We start from the raw sequence: 16,365 nt of genomic DNA, 5'->3' as shown, positions 1-16,365 counted from the left end.
TTTACTGTTACCAGATAAGCTCGTATCATTAATTCTTGTAATTTATTTTTAATTTTTTTATTTCATTTTTTCATCAAATATTTTCCTTTCTGTAAAAAAAACATAATATTCCTTTATTGGTTAATATTTTGATATTTAGTAAATAATTTATTTTAATATTTAATTTAATTCCTATTCCCCCGCTCACCTTCAAAGTGGAGCGGGGGAATAGGATATTTTGATAGAGTTTACTCCCATACGGAAATAAACAAAAAAAAAAAAAAGTTTACCCAGTTATTAATTACGCTTCATCCATCCCTACACAACTTTATATAAAGAAAATAACCTTTTGGAGTTCCAACCCTCTTGTTTTTTTAGTGTCCGATATTGTTTTTTTTGGTTTAACAACACTCTTTTTATGAAAACAAACCAAAAAACACATGCTCTGACATTTCGCAAGTGATTAATCTTGCCGAGAATTAAAAAAATAAATAGGAGTAGTAAATCCAATCGCTTTCACACTTTCTTTAAGGCTTCGTGCCATAGATGAGTTATCCATCTTTAAGCATCAAAAAATATTAAGTTTTAAAGATTGAATTTTGGATTAATCGTTAGATAATATCTTTATTTTTTTATCTCATTATCTTTTTTAATTCTTTGTTTATTAAATATATTTTTTAGTAATTATATTTAACAATTAACTAACAACTAAATAAAACAATTATTCAAAATTTTTTAAGAAAAGAAAGGATGGATTTTTCTGAAAAAACATATTTTATTAAGTGTAAAAGATACTATCTAACGATTAATCCAATAAATATAAGTATTTTTTACAAAATAAAAAACACTTTATTCTTTTTCAATAAAGTGCTACATTTGCATTTACAATTTACACATTTTAAAAAAAAAAAAAAACTAATGACACAACAGTTAGTTTTTTTTGGTTAGACTAATTCAATAATCACCATCGGAGCATTATCTCCTTTACGATTATCTAATTTTAAAATGCGTGTATAACCACCATTACGAGTTTTATATTTTTTGGCAATGCCATTAAATAATTTTTGTAATGCGGTTTCCTTTTCATTTGCCTCAATATCACGTAAAAAACTAGCAGCACGACGACGAGCATGTAAATCTTGTCGTTTTCCTAGTGTAACTAATTTATCAAAATGACGGCGTAATTCTTTGGCACGTGTTTCTGTTACTTCCAACCGTTCATTAATAATTAATTCGGTTGCTAAATTACGCATTAAGCCATTTCTTCATGCAGTATTTTTCCCTCTTTTTTGTTGGTATGACATCCTTTTTCACCTCTCTTAATCACGTCGAAAGTGTAAACCTAATTGGGCCACTTTATCTTTAATTTCTGTTAATGATTTTTTCCCTAAGTTTCTAATTTCTTGAATTTCATTTTCTGATTTTGAAATTAAATCACGTAAAGTATCAATTTTTGCTCTTTTTAAACAATTTTGTGAACGTTGCGTAAACTCTAGTTCATCAATGCTACGATCTAATTCATCTTCTTCCGCTTCTGCTTCAGATGAAATAATTTGGGTTGCTTTAATTGCTTCATTCAAGTTAACAAAGAATTCTAAATGCTCAGTAATAACTTTTGCTGCCATTGCAACAGCGTTAACTGGTGTAATTGAACTATCAGTTTGAATTTCTAATTCTAATTTTTCTAAGTCAGCATTTTTCCCCACCTTTGTTGGTTCAACATTATATGCCACACGCTTAATTGGACAATAATTTGAATCAATTACAATTAAATCAGCATATTTCTTTTCTTTTTTATTATCTGTAAATGATTTATACCCACGTGAATTACGAGCATGTAGCTCCAAGTATAATTCTCCACCTTTAGCAATTGTTGCTAATAATAAATCACCATTAATAACTTCTACTCCAGTTGGGACAACTAAATCTCTTGCGTAAATTTCTCCTTCTTTTGAAGAAACTACTTTTAAAATTACTGATTCTCCATCTGGAATAATATCTTGATTAATTTTTAATACTAAATTTTTAATATTTAAAATTATTTTTGTAACATGTTCAACAACACCGGGAATAGCAGTAAATTCATGCGAGGCACCTTTAATTCGAACAGCAAAAACAGCGGCTCCTGGTGTTGCTGATAGTAATGTTCGACGTATCGCATTTCCTAATGTAACACCAAATCCTCGTTCTAACGGTTCAACTAAAAATTTTCCGTAATTATTGGCTTTATCTTCTGCTTGTAATTTAAATTCTGGTCTAATAAATTGTTTCATCGCCTAATCTTTCTCCTATCCTCTTGGTCTTTTTGGTGGGCGTGCCCCATTGTGAGGAATTGGCGTTACATCTTTAATTGAAGTGATTTCTAATCCAATTGCTTGAATGCTCCGTACCGCAGCATCACGCCCTGGGCCTGGCCCTTTTACTTCAACTTGAACACTACTCATTCCGTGTTCTTGGCTTGCTTTTCCAGCTGCTTCAGCAACCATTTGGGCAGCATAAGGAGTTGACTTCTTACTTCCTTTAAAACCCATTGCTCCTGCTGATGCTCATGAAATGACATTACCCGCTTCATTAGAAAGGGTAACAATTGTATTATTGAAAGTTGAATGAATATGTGCAATTCCTTTTAGGACATTTTTTTTAACTTTTTTCTTATTCGTTTTTTTTCTAACAGCCATAATTGTTCTCCTTATCTACTATTTTTTCTTATTAGCAACTGTTTTACGTGGTCCTTTAACTGTTCGTGCATTTTGCTTTGACGACTGTCCGCGTGCTGGCAAACTTTTACGATGACGCATTCCACGATAACTACCAATTTCCATTAAACGTTTAATATTCAAAGCAATTTCACGTCGTAAGTCTCCTTCGGTTTTTAATTTGGCAATTTCATTTCTAATTGTTGTTAATTCATCTTCTGATAAATCTTTCACACGAATATCTTCTGATATTTTTGCTTCTTTTAAAATTTGTTGTGATTGTGGTTTTCCAATTCCATAAATATATGTTAACGCAATTACTACGCGCTTATCATTTGGAATATCTACTCCGCCAATACGTGCCATGTTCTTTTCCTCCCTTTTTAACCTTGTCGTTGTTTATGTTTTGGCTGTGAACAAATTATCATCACACGCCTTTTTCTTTTAATTACACGACATTTGTCGCAGATTTTTTTAACTGATGATCTTACTTTCATCGTGTATTCTCCTTTACCAAAATTTTTGTTATTTTGTTTATTTATGTCTAAAAACAATACGCCCACGTTCTAAGTCATAAGGTGACATTTCAACAACTACTGTATCGCCGGGTAAAATGCGAATGTAATTCATCCGGATTTTACCCGAAACGTGAGCTAAAATAGTTGCACCATTTTCTAATTGCACCTTAAACATTGTATTTGGTAATACTTCTAAAATTGTTCCTTGTACTTCTAATAAATCAGTTTTGGCCATTTTATCTATTACCTCCAATCTCCATTATTTTAAAACTGCCATAATTTGGTCTCAGACAGCATTTCCTTCCATATCAGCATCAATAACGGTTAATACTTGCTGATTTAAATAATATTCAATTAACGGTGCAGTATCAGCATGATATTCCGCTAATCTAATTTTAATTTTTTCTTCATTATCATCTTTACGTTGTACTAATGGGGTTTGATCATCATCACAAACTCATGTCACTTTTGGGGGCACTGCTGTTTTATGATATGTTCGTCCACAAGTTGGACAAGTTAAACGTCCCGTAATTCGTTCGATTAACTTTGATTCATCAATTTCAAAATATAATGTATGATCAACCTTGCTATTTAGTTTTTGCAATAATTGATCTAATTTTTTTGCTTGCGCAATTGTGCGCGGAAAACCATCTCAAATTAAATCACCAGTTACTGTTTGTAAATGATTTTCAACCATTTGAATCATAATATCATCAGGAACTAATTTTCCCTGGTCAGCATACTGTTGACACAAAATACCTAATGGTGTGTTTTGCTTAATATTATCACGAATAATATTACCGGTTGAAATATGCGTAAAACCAAACTTTTTAACTAAATGGTCTGATTGGGTTCCTTTTCCACTACCAGGAGCTCCTAACAAAATAAAATTTCGCATTAACTTTCCTCTGGCTTTCTATCATAAATATGAATCTTTAGTATCATCCGTTAATTGTTGCGACTTTTTATCAATAAACGCTTGTTGCGTAATTCGTCCTTTAACTTGACGCATTGTTTCTAATGCGACTGATACCATAATAATTAATCCTGTTCCTCCAATTGCTAATGCACTTGGTAAAGCTGTTAATTTACTAATCACATAAGGTAAAATTGCAATTGCCGCCAAAAAGACTGACCCTAAAATACTTAAACGGTTAATTGTTCCCTTAATGTATTTTTCAGTTTCTTTCCCAGGGCGAACACCAGGAATAAAGGTTCCGGCCTTCTGAAAATTCTCAGCAATTTTTTCAGGATTCATTTGTACTTGTGAATATAAGAAAGTAAATAAAATTGTTAAAATTGCATAAATAATAATTCCTGGTCATGTACTAAACGATAAATAATTATTGGTAAATTGCACAAAACCATTATTTGGATTACTTATACTAATAATCTGTGCAACAGTAATTGGGGCTGAAATTAATGCCGAGGCAAAAATTACGGGAATAACTCCAGCGGAATTAATTTTTAATGGTAAGAAGGGGCGGGTTTCTTCATTTCCAGATATCAAACCACTTCCTGTTTGCTGAATTGGCAATTTCCGTTCTGATTCATTTAACATTACAACAAATAAAACCACTAATAAGAACATTACAACATACACTAGGAATTTTAAAATTCCATCAAATAATAAGTTAATGTCTTCTTGTCCTGAAATTCAAAATTTAAAAGTTGTTTGTAAATTATTTGGTAATTGCGCAACAATTCCAGCAAAAATAATTAATGAGACCCCATTACCAATCCCTCTAATTGTCATTTGATCTGCTAATCAAAGCATTAACATTGTTCCTGCAATTAAAGCGGTTGGAACTAATGTATAATAAAAGATTGGACTTCCCGTTCCAAAATCAGATGAATCTCATTTTGGAGAAATAATGCCTTGGTTTGCCATAGTAAAAATTGTGGCAATTACTTGCATAATTGCAAATGGAATTGTTAATCACTTTGTTAAGCGATCTAATTTTTTCCGCCCACGTTCTCCACTTTTTGCTCAGCGTGATAAAGGCGGAATTACATCAGTTGATAATAACTGTACAATAATCGAAGCAGTAATATATGGTGATACTCCTAAAGCTAAAATTGAAAACTTTCCAAGCGTTCCTCCTCCTAACATTGAAATCAAACTAAAGAACTGATCATTGTTTGATAAATCTTGAAAGTCAGGTGAAATTTTTACGCCTGGGACTGTTAAATAACTACCTAAACGAATTAAAACTAAAATTAATAAAGTAAAACAAATTCGTTTAATCAAATCTTTATTTTTAACAAAAAAGTTTGATGATTTAACAATGTCAACATCGCGATTATGGCGAGTCATTTTTCTTTTTTTCGCTTTAGTTTTCACTATATTACCTCCACTTTTCCTCCAGCTTTTTCAATTGCTGTTTTTGCAGTTTGCGAAACTTTGTTAACTTTAACATTAACACTCTTAGATATTGTACCATTACCTAAGATTTTAATTAATTCTTTTTCATTTTTTAGCACTTTTTGGGCAACTAATGTTTGATGGTTAATTTCATTCAATCCTAATTTTTCCAAATCACTTAAGTTTAATAAGACATATTTTTTGGTTGTTAAATTAGTAAAACCAACCTTTGGTAAACGACGGAAGATAGGAGTTTGTCCCCCTTCAAATCCAGGGCGAACACCACCACCGGTGCGGGCATTTTGCCCTTTATGTCCTTTACCAGCTGTTTTTCCTAATCCTGATGAAGTTCCTCGTCCTAGTCGTTTCTTACTATGACGAGATCCATCAGTATACTGTAATCCGTTTAATTTCATTGTTCTGTCCTCTTATCCTTGTAACTCTTCTACGGTTTTACCACGTAATTTTGCAATTTGATCAATTGTTCGTAAATTACTTAAACAATCTAATGTTGCACGAATCATATTAATTGGGGTATTTGATCCTAATGATTTTGTATAAACATCTGCTAAACCTGCTAATTCAATCACAGCTCGGGCTGGTCCTCCAGCAATAACTCCTGTCCCTTTGCGAGCTGGTTTAATTAATACTTTTCCTGCTCCAAAATGACCAATAACTTCATGTGGAACAGTTGTTCCCACTAGTGGCACTTTTACTAATTGTTTTTTTGCCTCTTTAATTGCTTTTTTGATTGCATCAGGAACTTCGTTTGCTTTTCCAGTCCCAAAACCAACGCGACCTTTTTTATCACCAATCACAACAACTGCCGCAAAGCGGAAATGACGTCCTCCTTTTGTTACTTTAGTAACCCGACGAATTGTTACGACTTTTTCTTCAAACATATTTTCATCACCACGACGATCATTATTACGTTCAAAACGTTGATTGCCTTGCCGAAAATTATGTTGTGGTCCTTCTTTTTTTGCTGCTGGTTGAGCTGAGTTTCCTGTATTTGGTTTTAAATCTGTTTTATTCTCTGCCATATCTTCTTATTGCTCCTTTTAAAATTTCAGTCCTGCTTTACGAGCAGCCTCTGCAAATGCTTTTACTTTGCCATGGTATAAATATCCACCGCGATCAAATACTACCGTTGTAACTTTTTTATCAAGTGCTTTTTTTGCAATTTCAGCGCCAACTTTTTCTGCCGCTGCAATATTGCTTGTTGATTTTAAACCAGCCATTTTTAATGTTGAGGCTGCAACAATTGTTTTTTGCTTCACATCATCAATTAATTGAGCATAAAAATGCCCATTTGATTTAAACACATTTAAACGAGGAACAGCTGTTGTACCATTAATTTTGGCACGAACACGAAAATGTCTTCTTTTTCGTTTTGCACTACGACTTTGACTTTGTAAATTTGCCATTGTTGATATTCCTTTCTTCTGCTATTTACCAGCAGATTTTCCTTCTTTACGGATAATCTGTTCGTTTTTGTATTTAACTCCTTTACCTTTGTAAGGTTCTGGCTTACGATAATTTCTGATGTTTGCAGCTACTTCCCCAACTAATTGTTTTGAAATTCCTTCTACAATAATTTGTGTTGGTTTTGGAAGTGTAATTGTAATTCCTTGCGGAATTTTATATTCAATTGAATGAGAATATCCTAAACTTAACGTTAACTTATCACCAGCTAACGCCGCACGATACCCTACTCCATTAATTTCTAATTCTTTTTTGAAACCTTTGCTGACACCTTTTAACATTCCTTGAATTAAAGAATTAATTGTTCCATGTAATTGCTTACTATGTTTCACATCATTTGCTCTAGTTGTTGTCACAACACCTTCTTTGGCAGCAACAGTAATAACACTTGGAATTGCTTGTTCTAATTGTCCTTTTGCGCCTTTTACAATAACATTATTTGGTTGAATTGTTACTTCAACACCAACTGGAATTTTTAACTCTCTATTACCAATTCGAGACATTGTTTTGCTCTCCTTTAAATATTTCTATCACACATAAGCAATAACTTCCCCACCTAAGTGAGATTGTTTTGCTGCTTTGTCTGTCATAATTCCTTGGTTTGTTGAAATAATTGCAATTCCCATCCCATTTAAAACTTGAGGTACTTCTTCAACGGTTACATAAACTCTTAAACCTGGTTTTGAGATTCGTTTTAATCCTGAAATAACTTTTGTTTTACCTTTATACTTTAAAGTTAACGTTAAGTCTTTTTTAATATCTCCTGATACTTTAAAGTCTTCGACATAGCCTTCTTCTTTCAAAATCTCAGCAATTCTTACTTTCATTTTACTTGACGGCATTTTTACACTTTTGTGTAAACGTTGATTAGCATTGCGAATTCTTGTTAACATATCAGCGATTGTATCAATCATCATAATTAATTAGTCTCTCTTTCTATCATGAAGCTTTTCTAACCCCAGGAATTTGTCCTTTACTTGCTAAATTTCTAAAGCATAAACGACATAAATCAAATTTACGTAACACAGCATGAGGTCGTCCACAGTTTCCACATCGAGTATAACCTCTTACCTTGAATTTTGGATGGCATTGTTGTTTAACTTTTAATGATTTTTTGGCCATATCTTCTTTCCTCCTATTTTTTAAATGGCATTCCCATTTTGCTTAATAATGCTCGAGCATCAGCATCATTTGTTGCACTTGTGACAATTGTAATATCCATTCCCCGTACTCTTTTAACTTTATCATAGTCAATTTCAGGGAAAATAATTTGTTCTTTAATTCCTAATGTATAATTTCCACGCCCATCAAAGGCATTTTTATTAAGCCCACGGAAATCTCTTACTCGTGGTAAAACAATGTTGATTAGTTTATCTAAAAACTGATACATTTTTTTCCCACGTAAAGTAACTTTTGTTCCAATTGGCATTCCTTCACGTAATTTAAAGGAAGCAATTGAACCTTTAGCTTTGGTAACAACTGGTCGTAACCCAGTTATTAATGCTAATTCATTTGTAATATCTTCAATTACTTTACTATTTTGTGTTGCATCCCCAGCTCCCATGTTAACAACAATTTTTTTAACAACAGGAACTTGCATTATTGATTGAAAACCTTGCTCTTTGAATAATTCTTTAACAATTGTATTCTTATATTTTTTTTCTAAATTAACATTCATTATTAATCATTATTCCTTTCTATGCTAAATGCGCTTTTGACTTACGAGCAATGCGAACTTTTTTACCATTATCAGCAATTTGATAACTAATTTTAGTAATTTCTTTTTTATTTTTTGGATCAATTAATGCAACATTTGAAATATGAACTGAAGCGGGAACTTGTTGAATTCCTCCTTCAGTGTTATCTTGTGAAGGTTTCACATGTTTAATATTTGTAATCCCTTCAATTACCACACGACTTTTTTCACGTAAGACACTAATGATTGGACCTTCTGTTCCTTTATATTTTCCGGCTATAACTTTCACTAAGTCACCTTTTTTAAATTTAACTTTATTCATAAATAGTCTCCTATAATACTTCTGGTGCTAATGATGCAATTTTTACAAAACCAGCATCTTTAACTTCCCGGGCGATTGGCCCAAAAATCCGTGTTCCACGTGGGTTTTTATCATCTTTAATTAATACTACAGCATTTTCTGAAAATTGAATTTGTGTTCCATCACTTCGTTTTAAACCACGTTTAGTACGCACGATAACCGCTTTAACAACTTGTCCTTTTTTAACAATTCCACCAGGGGTTGCTTTTTTAATTGTACATACAACGATATCCCCAATATTAGTAAACTTTCGTCATGAACCACCCAAATTTTTAATTACTAACACTTCTTTTGCCCCAGAGTTATCAGCAACTTTTAATCTTGATTCTTGTTGGATCATTTTTTTATTATTCTCTTCTTACTAACCAATTGCTTTTTCAATAACTTGAATTAGACGAAAGTGTTTAGTTTTTGATAAAGGACGCGTTTCCATAATGCTTACTTTATCTCCAATATGGGCTTGATTTTGTTCATCATGTGCTAAATATTTTTTTGAATACTTTACACGTTTTTTATATAAGGGGTGGTTTTTATATGTTTCAACTAAAACAGTAATTGTTTTTTCAGCTTTATCTGAAATAACACGTCCTTGTAAGACTTTACGACTATTTCTTTCCATTATTTTTTTCTGTCCCTTTCTTAGTTGTTTTGTCATCGGCTTTTTTTGTTGTTTTACCAGTGGTTAAGATTTTATCACGATTTTCTTTTCAATTTGTACCATAAGTATATTCTTTTGCGTTAGGGTCTTTTGTTTTTAATTCTAAATCAATTTTAACTCCTGAATCACGCCCTTTTGCAGTGCCACCCATCGCAACAGAACTTTTAATTGCTGCTAATTTTTCTTTTGCATTAAGTTCAGTTGTTTTTTTAGTTGTCTTAGTTGGCTCTGCTTTTTTTGTTCCTTTTGGTACTTCAATGTCTACTTTAGCCGAAGTAACTGATTTAACAGTTACTATTGTTTTGTCGCTTGGTGTTGTTTTACTTTTTGCTGCTGATTTCTTTGCCGCAGCTTTTTCTTTAATTAAAGTTTTTAATGTTGTATCTTTATCAGTTTTAGTTTCTTGTACAACATCTTTTTTAGCCACTGAGGCTTTTTTCACAGCTGATGTAACTGCTTTTCCAGTTGTCAATTTTTCTTCCCCAATAACTTTTTTCTTAGGAGATTCTTTCCCACCGGCTGGTTTCTTTGCCGCAACTGGTGTTTTTTGTTCATCAAGAACATTTGCTTCTCCTATTGTTGAAACAACAGCTTCTTCTGTTAAGTCCATTGCGTCATTTAATGGTAAATCCATTAAACTTGGCATTTCTCCTTCAGCAGCTTGTTGCTCAGCCATCATTTTCTCAATTTTTGCCTTGCGTTGTTTTGCAAATGCTTGTGATTCTTTTTCAATTTTCGCATATGTTTCATTTAAATTAACTTTAACATTAATTGCGGTGTTTTCCCCAGCATTTTTACGAGCAGATAAGATTGTTAAAATACGAGCAATTTGCTTTTTTAATTCCCCAATGCGATGTGGTTTTTCTAAATTCCCCATTGCTGATTGGAATCGTAACGCAAATAATTCAGCACGTGATTCTTCTTCCAGTTTTTTCAATTCTTCAACTGATTTTTTGGTTAAATCATTCATCTCTTACTCTTCTCCTTTTTTAACAATCTTACATCTTACTGGTAATTTATGCATTGCTAATCGTAATGCTTCACGGGCAGTTTCTTCAGAAACACCTGCTACTTCAAACATGACCGTTCCTGTTTTAACAACTGCTACTCATTCTTCAGGTGAACCTTTTCCTGAACCCATTCGAACTTCTAATGGTTTTTTTGTTTTCGCCATATGAGGAAAAATTCTAATTCAAACTTTTCCTCAACGTTTCATATAACGTGTCATTGCAATCCGCGCTGCTTCAATTTGGCGGTTTGTAATTCACGCTCCATCTAGTGATTTTAATCCAAATTCTCCAAAATCTACTTTCGTATTTCCTTTTGCTTTTCCTTCATATTTAATACGATGCGGACGACGATATTTTGTTCTTTTTGGTAATAACATTATTTTGCCTCCTTAGCAGCAGGGTGTGATTTTGGTCCTTGATCACGACGATTATTGTTTGAACGATTAAAGTCACGTTTTTCAAACTTTGGTTTTTCATCACTTGTAGAAACTAATTCTTTGTTTAGGATTTCTCCCTTACAAATTCAAACTTTAACTCCAATTTGGCCATAGGTTGTTAAAGCTTCGGCTAAAGCATAATCAATATCACTACGTAAAGTTGCTAATGGTACGGTTCCTTCGGTATATCCTTCTGTTCGTGCCATATCTACACCACCTAAACGTCCTGAAACGGAAGTTTTAATTCCTTGTGCTCCAGCTTTCATTGCTTTTTTAATTGCTAATTTTTGAACACTTCTAAATGAAGCACGATTAACAATCTGTTCAGCAATGGTATTTGCCACTAATTGTGCATCAGTGTCTGGGTTTTTAATTTCAACAACATTAATTTTTACTTCTATTTTACGATCGCCAATTGTAACATGTACTAATTTTACTAATTTTGCGATGTTTTTTCCTTCTTGTCCTAAGACAACACCAACACGAGCAGTTCTAATAAAGATAACAATTTCTTTTTTTGTTCGTTCAATTTCAATTTTAGAAACACTTGCTCCTTTTAATTCTTTCATTAGAGCTTTTCTAATCTTGATATCTTGATGCAATCATTTGACATATTCTTGCTTTTCAGCGTATCATCTTGAATCTCACGTTTTAATAACTCCAACGCGTAATCCTGTTGGACTAACTTTTTGACCCATCTCTTGTTATCTTCCTTTCTTATTGTTGTCCATCACTAACAGTAACTGTGATGTGACTTGTTCTCTTCAATATTTCATATGCTCGCCCATGTGCACGCGGACGGAAACGTTTTAATGTTGGTCCTTCGTTAACGAAGATTTCTTTAATAAATAAGAGATCAGCATCCAATCCATTATTATTAACGGCATTTGCTACCGCTGATTTAACTAATTTTTGAACTGGAACTGATGATTTTTTGTTTGTGTTGTTAAGAATAACTATTGCGTCTCCCACTTTTTTATTCCGAATTAAATCGGTAACTAGTCTTACTTTTCGTGGCGATATTCTAATATTTCTTAAGTTTGCTCTTACATCCATTTATATAATACTCACTTTCTGAATTTAATTATTTTTTCTTCTTCTTATCATCGCCATGTCCACCAAATTTTCTTGTTGGTGAGAATTCTCCCAATTTATGACCAACCATATCTTCGGTAACATAAACTGGAATATGTTCTTTTCCATTGTGAACAGCAAAAGTATGACCAATAAATTCTGGGAAAATAACGCTTCTTCTTGATCAAGTTTTAACAACTTCTTTTTTATTCGTAGTATTTAATGCTTCAACTTTTTTTTGTAAATGTTTATCAACAAATGGCCCTTTTTTCAGACTTCGTGACATTGTTTTACCTCCTATATATAATCTCTCTAATTTTGATTTTTACTTTCAACTATTATTTGTCAGATTGACCCTAATTAGCAAGATTATTTAGTACGTCTTCTAACGATTAATTTAGTTGAAGCTTTTTTCTTGTTACGAGTTTTCACTCCTAATGCTTTTTTACCTCATGGTGTCATTGGTGCTTTTCGACCAACCGGAGCTTTACCTTCTCCCCCACCATGAGGGTGATCATTTGGGTTCATAACTGACCCACGAACAGTTGGACGAATTCCACGTCAGCGGTTTCGTCCTGCTTTTCCTCAATTTACTAGGGCGTAGTCTTCGTTTCCAACTTCACCAACTGTTGCTCGACATTCTCCTAAAACTTTACGAACTTCACCTGATGTTAATCGAATTGTGACATATTTACCATCTTCATCTTTCCCTAATAATTGCACTGATGAACCAGCTGAACGAGCTAATTGTCCACCTTTGCCTGGACGTAATTCTAAATTATGTAGAACAGTCCCTTCTGGAATGTTTTTTAATTTCATGCAGTTTCCAACTTTAATATCTGTTTTTTCACCACTAACAATTTGCATTCCAACTTTGATGGTTTTTGGTGCTAAAATATATCTTTTTTCACCATCAACATAATTAACTAAACAAATAAAGGCATTACGATTTGAATCATATTCAATTGTTGCAATTTTTCCAATAATATTATCCTTATTACGTTTAAAGTCAATAATACGATATTTAACTTTGTGACCGCCACCTTTATGTCTTGTTGTAATAACTCCTTGGTTATTACGACCAGCATGTTTTTTCCGAGTTTCAATTAATGATTTTTCCGGGCGATCAGTTGTCAACACGGAATAATCTAATGACGTCATATTACGACGACTCGGTGTGACTGGTTTAAAACTCTTAATTGGCATTTTTATTTATCCTCCTATTTCGCCAATAAACAGTCCCAGATAGTGTATCCTGGAATTATTTATCTTCTCCTAATAAATCTAATTTCTCACCTGGTTTTAATTTAATAATTGCACGTTTTGTGTATGTTGTCTCTCCAACAAATTTTCCCATTTTCTTTTCTTTTGGGTCATAATTAATAACATTAACTTTTTCAACCTTTACTTCAAAGATTTTTTCAAAAGCTTTTTTAATTTGAACTTTATTTGCTGTACGCGCAACTTCAAAAGTATAAACCCCATTCGCCATATTACGATATGTTTTTTCTGATAAAATTGGTTTTTTTATGACATTTATAATATGCATTATGCGTACACCTCCTCAATTGCTTTTATTGCTTGTTCTGTTACTAATAATTTGTTTGCATTTAATAAATCATATATATTAATTCCAGCTGATGTAATTATATTTACCTTTTCAATATTACGTGATGATTTAAAATTAACTTCATCACCTTCTGTGGTAATAATTAATAGTTTTTCACCATTAACTTTTAAATTATTTAAAACTTCAACCATTGCTTTTGTTGAAGGTTTATCAATTCCAAATTGATCAATTATCATAATATTTTTATCTTGAACTTTCAACGATAATGCAGATTTAATTGCTAATTTTCTAACTTTTTTATTAACATGTTTTAAATAATTTTTCTCTGGAGTTGGGCCAAAAACAATCCCTCCTCCTTTTCATTGTGGTGCTCTAATTGAACCTTGGCGAGCACGACCAGTTCCTTTTTGTCTTCAAGGTTTTCTTCCCCCACCAGATACTTCAGTTCTTGTCTTAGTTTTGTGTGTGCCTTGACGCATTGCGGCTTGTTGCGCAATAACAGCATCAAACATTGCTTGCTGGTGTGGCTCAATTCCTCAAATGGCATCATTTACACTAATTTCTTTAACGCTTGTTCCCTTCGCATCAAGTACTTGTAATTTCATTTTAAAATTCCTTTCTACAAAACTATTCTGTCTTTGATGCTGGTGCATCAGTGACTGCTGTTGGCGTTGTATCAACTACTGCATCAACAACTTCTTCAACTGTTTTTTCTTCTTTCACTGTGGGCTCTGGTGTTTTTGTTTCAACAGTTCTTTTAACTAGTTCTGTTGGTATATTTGGTTTTAAACCTTTAATTGCTTCTTTAATAACTACAAACTGTTTTTTTGGACCTGGAATTGAACCTTTTACCAATAAAGCATTTTTTTCAGTATCAATTGCAATAACTTCTAAATTTTGAATTGTTACTTTTTCGGTTCCCATATGTCCAGGCATTTTTTTAGATTTTAAAATCCGATTTGGGGCAATAGCTCCCATCGACCCAACACCACGGTGATAACCTGAACCATGTCCCATTGGTCCCCGTGAATAGTTATGTCTTTTAATTGAACCGGTAAATCCTTTTCCTTTTGAAGTTCCTATAACATCAACGAATTCCCCAGCAGTAAAGATATCAGCTTTAATAATATCGCCATGATTATAACCATCCATATTTCTGATTTCTTTAACGAAGCGCTTAGGTGTTGTATTCGCTTTTTTGAATTGTCCTTGGTCTGGTTTTGAAACCAAATTAATTCTTTTATCTTCGACAGCTAATTGAAGCGCTTGATAACCATTTTGTTCTTTTGTCAATACTCGTAAAACAACATTAGGTTCTACTTCAACTACTGTAACTGGTATTAATCTACCATCGGTAGCAAAAATTTGTGTCATACCAATTTTGCGTCCTAAGATTCCTTTCATTTCTTTCCTCCTTGAAAATACGTCATGTATATCTTGTTTATAAATTAAATTTAAGAATGGTTATTTATTTCATTTCAATTTCCACACCACTTGGTAACTGCACTCTTTTTAAAGTATCAATTACCTTTGGACCATCAGGATTAATAATATCAATAATTCTTTTATGTGTTCTTATTTCAAATTGTTCTCTTGAATCTTTATATTTATGAGTTGCTCTTAAAATAGTAATGATATTACGATCAGTTGGTAAAGGGATTGGTCCCTTTACCTCTACTCCTGCTGCTTGAGCTGCTTTAATGATTTTTTTAATTGATTGATCAACCACACGGTGATCAAAACCTTTTAATTTAATTCTCATTTTAGTTTGAGCCATTACTTTTCCTCCTAATTTATTCATATTTTTTGTGTAAACATTAACAACGCCTATTAGTGTATCAGTGATAGACCAAAAAAGATGTTCCCACAAAATATACATGCTTATTTATTTTATTGGATAATAAGCAATAATGCAAGTCTTTTTTAAGAAAAAAAATAAAATATTTTATCTTTTTTACTTCTTTGTTTCATCTAATTTATAATTAATATTATAATAAAATTGGAATAATTACATGTTGAAAAGTAAGGAGAAAAATGGCAAAAGAAATAGAAAATAAAACTATTATATTAAAAAAACAAAGGACAATGGTTATGATTTGCGTTATAAAAAAATTCAAGAACATAAAGCACAGGTGGTTAAAATTCAACTTGAAACTTTAGCACGTAAAACATCACGAAGCCATGAAATTTACCGCAAAACAAACAAAAAACCACAGTTATATAAAAAGAAAATCATTGATAAAAATAATCCAATGTATAAAATTTTATTAAATGCTCAAAAAAAGAATAAGCAATTAAAAAACCAAGCTTATAGAATAAAGGATCCTAATTATATTGATGTTAATAATATGACTGTCGCTGACCGAATTAAAGTTATTAAATTAGCTAAAAAAAATAGTCCTTATTATCGGCAATTATTATTAGAAACAAATACAAATGCTTTATCAGAATTAGCGCGAAAACGAAAAATTGCAATGATGTAGCAAACCCGCCAAAATAAAAAAAGAACTAAAACC

Annotated in this window: 29 protein-coding genes; 1 reads left to right on the top strand and 28 read right to left on the bottom strand. The window is 32.3% G+C overall.

Features of this window, described 5'->3' with window-relative positions:
- Positions 1-923: 923 nt before the first annotated feature.
- The 28 genes from rplQ to rpsJ form a co-directional block, all read right to left on the bottom strand.
- Entirely contained in the window at positions 924-1,283 is a 360-nt protein-coding gene (gene rplQ / locus ABNT63_RS02800) for a 50S ribosomal protein L17 (RefSeq protein ID WP_348736321.1), read from the bottom strand.
- Between the two features lie 15 nt (positions 1,284-1,298).
- A complete protein-coding gene (locus tag ABNT63_RS02795; protein ID WP_348736320.1) occupies positions 1,299-2,252 on the bottom strand; it encodes a DNA-directed RNA polymerase subunit alpha in 954 nt (317 codons plus the stop codon).
- Between the two features lie 15 nt (positions 2,253-2,267).
- Entirely contained in the window at positions 2,268-2,657 is a 390-nt protein-coding gene (rpsK, locus tag ABNT63_RS02790) for a 30S ribosomal protein S11 (protein ID WP_348736319.1), read from the bottom strand.
- An 18-nt stretch (positions 2,658-2,675) separates the two neighbouring features.
- Complete coding sequence (gene rpsM / locus ABNT63_RS02785; RefSeq protein ID WP_348736318.1) at positions 2,676-3,041, bottom strand: 30S ribosomal protein S13; 366 nt, start codon at positions 3,039-3,041, stop codon at positions 2,676-2,678.
- A gap of 17 nt (positions 3,042-3,058) precedes the next feature.
- Positions 3,059-3,172: a 50S ribosomal protein L36 gene (gene rpmJ, locus ABNT63_RS02780; RefSeq protein WP_348736317.1), complete on the bottom strand. Its 114-nt coding sequence runs from the start codon at positions 3,170-3,172 to the stop codon at positions 3,059-3,061.
- A 37-nt stretch (positions 3,173-3,209) separates the two neighbouring features.
- Entirely contained in the window at positions 3,210-3,428 is a 219-nt protein-coding gene (infA, locus tag ABNT63_RS02775; RefSeq protein ID WP_004028446.1) for a translation initiation factor IF-1, read from the bottom strand.
- Positions 3,429-3,452: 24 nt separating this feature from the next.
- The gene (locus tag ABNT63_RS02770; protein ID WP_348736316.1) at positions 3,453-4,091 is read right to left on the bottom strand and encodes an adenylate kinase; all 639 of its coding nucleotides are present in this window, start codon (positions 4,089-4,091) and stop codon (positions 3,453-3,455) included.
- 18 nt (positions 4,092-4,109) lie between these two features.
- Positions 4,110-5,510, bottom strand: coding sequence for a preprotein translocase subunit SecY (secY, locus tag ABNT63_RS02765; RefSeq protein WP_348737137.1), 1,401 nt, complete (start codon positions 5,508-5,510; stop codon positions 4,110-4,112).
- Positions 5,511-5,536: 26 nt separating this feature from the next.
- Complete coding sequence (gene rplO, locus ABNT63_RS02760) at positions 5,537-5,974, bottom strand: 50S ribosomal protein L15 (protein WP_348736315.1); 438 nt, start codon at positions 5,972-5,974, stop codon at positions 5,537-5,539.
- Positions 5,975-5,986: 12 nt separating this feature from the next.
- Positions 5,987-6,601: a 30S ribosomal protein S5 gene (gene rpsE, locus ABNT63_RS02755; RefSeq protein WP_348736314.1), complete on the bottom strand. Its 615-nt coding sequence runs from the start codon at positions 6,599-6,601 to the stop codon at positions 5,987-5,989.
- An 18-nt stretch (positions 6,602-6,619) separates the two neighbouring features.
- Entirely contained in the window at positions 6,620-6,985 is a 366-nt protein-coding gene (gene rplR / locus ABNT63_RS02750) for a 50S ribosomal protein L18 (protein ID WP_126820583.1), read from the bottom strand.
- Between the two features lie 21 nt (positions 6,986-7,006).
- Positions 7,007-7,546, bottom strand: a complete 540-nt coding sequence (rplF, locus tag ABNT63_RS02745) for a 50S ribosomal protein L6 (RefSeq protein ID WP_348736313.1) — start codon at positions 7,544-7,546, stop codon at positions 7,007-7,009.
- Between the two features lie 24 nt (positions 7,547-7,570).
- Positions 7,571-7,960, bottom strand: a complete 390-nt coding sequence (gene rpsH / locus ABNT63_RS02740; RefSeq protein ID WP_348736312.1) for a 30S ribosomal protein S8 — start codon at positions 7,958-7,960, stop codon at positions 7,571-7,573.
- A 19-nt stretch (positions 7,961-7,979) separates the two neighbouring features.
- The gene (locus ABNT63_RS02735; RefSeq protein ID WP_004028437.1) at positions 7,980-8,165 is read right to left on the bottom strand and encodes a type Z 30S ribosomal protein S14; all 186 of its coding nucleotides are present in this window, start codon (positions 8,163-8,165) and stop codon (positions 7,980-7,982) included.
- A 13-nt stretch (positions 8,166-8,178) separates the two neighbouring features.
- Positions 8,179-8,721, bottom strand: a complete 543-nt coding sequence (gene rplE / locus ABNT63_RS02730) for a 50S ribosomal protein L5 (protein WP_348736311.1) — start codon at positions 8,719-8,721, stop codon at positions 8,179-8,181.
- Between the two features lie 19 nt (positions 8,722-8,740).
- Entirely contained in the window at positions 8,741-9,061 is a 321-nt protein-coding gene (gene rplX / locus ABNT63_RS02725) for a 50S ribosomal protein L24 (protein ID WP_348736310.1), read from the bottom strand.
- Positions 9,062-9,071: 10 nt separating this feature from the next.
- Positions 9,072-9,440 (bottom strand): 50S ribosomal protein L14, encoded by a 369-nt coding sequence (gene rplN, locus ABNT63_RS02720; protein WP_004028433.1) that lies wholly within the window; start codon positions 9,438-9,440, stop codon positions 9,072-9,074.
- Positions 9,441-9,461: 21 nt separating this feature from the next.
- A complete protein-coding gene (gene rpsQ, locus ABNT63_RS02715) occupies positions 9,462-9,722 on the bottom strand; it encodes a 30S ribosomal protein S17 (protein ID WP_338993069.1) in 261 nt (86 codons plus the stop codon).
- Positions 9,706-10,728 (bottom strand): 50S ribosomal protein L29, encoded by a 1,023-nt coding sequence (gene rpmC / locus ABNT63_RS02710; RefSeq protein ID WP_348736309.1) that lies wholly within the window; start codon positions 10,726-10,728, stop codon positions 9,706-9,708. Before rpmC ends, rpsQ begins: the two co-directional genes overlap by 17 nt.
- A gap of 3 nt (positions 10,729-10,731) precedes the next feature.
- Positions 10,732-11,145: a 50S ribosomal protein L16 gene (gene rplP / locus ABNT63_RS02705; protein WP_004028429.1), complete on the bottom strand. Its 414-nt coding sequence runs from the start codon at positions 11,143-11,145 to the stop codon at positions 10,732-10,734.
- A complete protein-coding gene (gene rpsC, locus ABNT63_RS02700) occupies positions 11,145-11,903 on the bottom strand; it encodes a 30S ribosomal protein S3 (RefSeq protein ID WP_348736308.1) in 759 nt (252 codons plus the stop codon). Before rpsC ends, rplP begins: the two co-directional genes overlap by 1 nt.
- A 19-nt stretch (positions 11,904-11,922) precedes the next feature.
- Positions 11,923-12,261, bottom strand: a complete 339-nt coding sequence (gene rplV, locus ABNT63_RS02695) for a 50S ribosomal protein L22 (protein ID WP_348736307.1) — start codon at positions 12,259-12,261, stop codon at positions 11,923-11,925.
- A 28-nt stretch (positions 12,262-12,289) separates the two neighbouring features.
- On the bottom strand, positions 12,290-12,565 hold the full coding sequence (gene rpsS, locus ABNT63_RS02690; RefSeq protein WP_348736306.1) for a 30S ribosomal protein S19: 276 nt from the start codon (positions 12,563-12,565) through the stop codon (positions 12,290-12,292).
- Between the two features lie 83 nt (positions 12,566-12,648).
- Positions 12,649-13,485: a 50S ribosomal protein L2 gene (rplB, locus tag ABNT63_RS02685; protein ID WP_348736305.1), complete on the bottom strand. Its 837-nt coding sequence runs from the start codon at positions 13,483-13,485 to the stop codon at positions 12,649-12,651.
- Positions 13,486-13,540: 55 nt separating this feature from the next.
- Positions 13,541-13,828, bottom strand: coding sequence for a 50S ribosomal protein L23 (rplW, locus tag ABNT63_RS02680; protein ID WP_348736304.1), 288 nt, complete (start codon positions 13,826-13,828; stop codon positions 13,541-13,543).
- A complete protein-coding gene (rplD, locus tag ABNT63_RS02675; RefSeq protein ID WP_338991999.1) occupies positions 13,828-14,454 on the bottom strand; it encodes a 50S ribosomal protein L4 in 627 nt (208 codons plus the stop codon). Before rplD ends, rplW begins: the two co-directional genes overlap by 1 nt.
- Positions 14,455-14,476: 22 nt before the next feature.
- Complete coding sequence (rplC, locus tag ABNT63_RS02670) at positions 14,477-15,253, bottom strand: 50S ribosomal protein L3 (protein ID WP_348736303.1); 777 nt, start codon at positions 15,251-15,253, stop codon at positions 14,477-14,479.
- 64 nt (positions 15,254-15,317) lie between these two features.
- Positions 15,318-15,626, bottom strand: coding sequence for a 30S ribosomal protein S10 (rpsJ, locus tag ABNT63_RS02665; protein ID WP_348736302.1), 309 nt, complete (start codon positions 15,624-15,626; stop codon positions 15,318-15,320).
- 319 nt (positions 15,627-15,945) lie between these two features.
- On the opposite strand from rpsJ, the gene ABNT63_RS02660 reads away from it, so the two are divergent.
- Positions 15,946-16,332, top strand: coding sequence for a hypothetical protein (locus tag ABNT63_RS02660; RefSeq protein ID WP_348736301.1), 387 nt, complete (start codon positions 15,946-15,948; stop codon positions 16,330-16,332).
- The last annotated feature ends 33 nt before the right edge of the window (positions 16,333-16,365 follow it).

The organism is Spiroplasma endosymbiont of Ammophila pubescens (assembly GCF_964020965.1).
Classification (GTDB): domain Bacteria; phylum Bacillota_I; class Bacilli_A; order Mycoplasmatales; family Mycoplasmataceae; genus Spiroplasma.
The sequence above is the reverse complement of the archived record's forward strand: the minus strand, read 5'-3'. Positions and strand labels throughout refer to the sequence as shown.